The 2,801-nt window shown below is 64.9% G+C and carries 1 protein-coding gene and 1 pseudogene; both read right to left on the bottom strand.

All coding sequences use genetic code 11. The features are described 5' to 3' along the window. A pseudogene (locus A2J03_RS29380) lies at positions 1-210 on the bottom strand (hypothetical protein); the annotation flags it as partial. Positions 211-212: 2 nt separating this feature from the next. Next, entirely contained in the window at positions 213-2,750 is a 2,538-nt protein-coding gene (locus A2J03_RS29375; protein WP_197481031.1) for a bifunctional FO biosynthesis protein CofGH, read from the bottom strand. Positions 2,751-2,801 lie beyond the last annotated feature (51 nt).

Here is a 2,801-nt window from a genome sequence, read left to right as displayed (position 1 = left end):
CTGCCACGCCTCGGTGCCGGGGAAGTCGGTGGCATTCAGCGCCGACGCCAGCATGTCGAGGACCTTGTCCAACACGGTGTCGTTCTCGGTGGGACGCCGAAACGTTCTGGCTTTCAACCCGACCGGGTCGCGATTCGCCAGGAGGTCGAGGACAGGGTCGATGATGGCGACGGCCCGATCCAGAGCCGTCGCGACGGTACGATCCTCCATGCTCAGACCAGCCCCACCACTGATGGAACCCGCTCGACCAGCTCATAGGTGGTGGTGCGCTCGCGTGCTGGTCGGCCGATTCCCTCGGCGATGTCGTGGAGTTCGGCCACTGTCTTCTCCGAGCCGTTCTGACTGCCTGCCATTCGGGAAATGGTCTCCTCCATCAAGGTTCCGCCGAGGTCGTTCGCCCCGCCGTTCAGCATCGCTTGTGTACCCGTTGTACCGAGCTTCACCCACGACGTCTGGATGCTGTCGATCCGTCCGTGCAGCATGATGCGCGCCAACGCATGCACGGCACGGTTGTCCCGGTTGGTCGGCCCCGGCCGTGAGGCACCCGCCAGATAGAGCGGCGAACTCTGATGCACGAACGGAAGCGGTACGAACTCGGTGAACCCTCCGGTCTTGTCCTGAATCTTCTTGAGTACGTTGAGGTGTCCTACCCAGTGCGACGGATTGTCGACGTGGCCGTACATCATCGTCGACGACGACCTGAGCCCGACCTCGTGCGCCGTGGTCACTACCTCGATCCACTCGGCGGCCGGCAACTTGCCCTTCGTCAGCACCCAGCGGACCTCGTCGTCGAGAATTTCCGCCGCGGTGCCCGGAATCGTGTCGAGCCCAGCGGCCCGCAACTCCGTCAGCCAATCCCGAATGGACTGTCCGCCGCGTGAGGCACCGTTGACGATCTCCATCGGCGAGAACGCGTGCACGTGCATCGACGGCACTCGCTCCTTCACTGCGCGCACCAGATCCGCGTACCCCGTCACAGGCAGCTCGGGGTCGATCCCGCCCTGCATGCACACCTCGGTCGCGCCGACGACGTGCGCTTCCCACGCTCGATCGGCGACTTCGGACGTCGACAGAGTGAATGCGTCGGCGTCGCCCTTGCGTTGCGCGAACGCACAGAAACGGCAGCCGGTGTAGCAGATGTTGGTGAAGTTGATGTTCCGGTTGACCACGTAGGTGACGGTGTCGCCGTTGACCTGTTTGCGCAGCTCGTCGGCAAGCGCAGCCACGGCGTCCATGCCGGGACCCTCGGCGGTCGCCAACGCGAGGTATTGCTCGTCCGACAACCCTGCCGGATCTTTCTCCGCGGCATCGAGTGCGGACACGAGATCCCGGTCGACGCGTTCGAGACCCGCGAGGTCGCGGACCTGCTCCCGGATCGACTCCCAGTCGCCGAATGCGTTCGCGAGGTCCGAGCGTGCGTCGGTGTTTCGCCCCTGGCTGTCGATCTCGCTGTTCAGATCCACTCGCCCCGAGGACTCCCACTCCTCGTCGGGTTCCTGCCACGGCAGACCCGTCGGGATGACGCCGTCACGGGCCATCCCCGTTTCCGAATCAGCCAGTGCATGTACGTGCGCCGAGATCCTCGGATCGATCCACGGGGCACCTGCGAGTACGTATTGCGGCTGCGCCGCCGTGCGTTCGACCAGTGTGTATCCCGCAGCCTGCGAGAGTTCGGCGAGAGTGTCGAGGTTGGGCCACGGCCGCTCGGGGTTGACGTGGTCGGGTGTCAGCGGCGACACGCCACCCCAGTCGTCGACTCCCGCACGCAACAACGCGGCGGTCTCCTGCGTCTCGACGAGATTCGGTGGCGCCTGAATACGCATGGACGGGCCCATCAGGATGCGTGTCACGGCGATCGTCGCGAGGAACTCTTCCATTCCGGCGTTCGGCGCCGACCGCATCGCGGTGTCGCCCTTGGCAAGGAAATTCTGGACGATGACTTCCTGGACATGACCGAATGCTTTGTGAGCCTTGCGGATAGCCATGATCGACTCGGCACGGTCGCGAATCGTCTCCCCGATTCCGACGAGAATTCCGGTGGTGAACGGGATGTTCAAGCGGCCGGCGTCGGTCAGCGTGCGGAGCCGCACCTCGGGGTCCTTGTCGGGGCTACCGTAGTGCGCCTGCCCCTTCTCCTCGAACAGACGCCGCGAGGTGGTCTCGAGCATCATGCCCATCGACGGCGCGACGGGCTTGAGCCGCGAGAGCTCCTGCCAACTCATGACACCCGGATTGAGGTGCGGCAGTAGACCGGTCTCCTCGAGGACACGGATCGACATGGCCCGCACGTAGTCGAGCGTCGAATCGTAGCCGCGGGAATCGAGCCATTCCTTGGCCTCGGGCCACCGCTCCTCCGGTCGATCCCCCAGAGTGAACAGTGCTTCCTTGCAGCCGAGTTCGGCGCCCTTCCGAGCAACCTCGACGATCTCGTCGGGATCCATGAACAGCCCGTGGCCCTGAGCGGCGAGCTTGCCCGGCACGGTCACGAACGTGCAGTAGTGGCACTTGTCGCGGCACAGTCGCGTGATCGGGATGAACACCTTCCGTGAGTAGCTCACGGTCTTGTCCCGACCGGCCGCGAGCAGTCCTGCATCGCGAACTCGGGACGCCGACGCCATCACGTCCACCAGATCGTCGCCACGCGCGTGCAGCAGGACGGTGGCCTCGTCGACATTGAGACTCACACCGTCGCGTGCACGACGCAGAACACGACGCATGGCTGACGGTGCGGGGACAGTTTCGGGCGACATACTCACCAGTCGATCATGCTCCTCCGACACGTCGGCGTGCCACCGGGACGC

Source organism: Rhodococcus sp. EPR-157, from assembly GCF_001647195.1.
In the GTDB taxonomy this organism is placed as follows: domain Bacteria; phylum Actinomycetota; class Actinomycetes; order Mycobacteriales; family Mycobacteriaceae; genus Rhodococcoides.
Note: the sequence above shows the minus strand (reverse complement) of the source record. Positions and strands in the feature narration are given on the sequence as shown.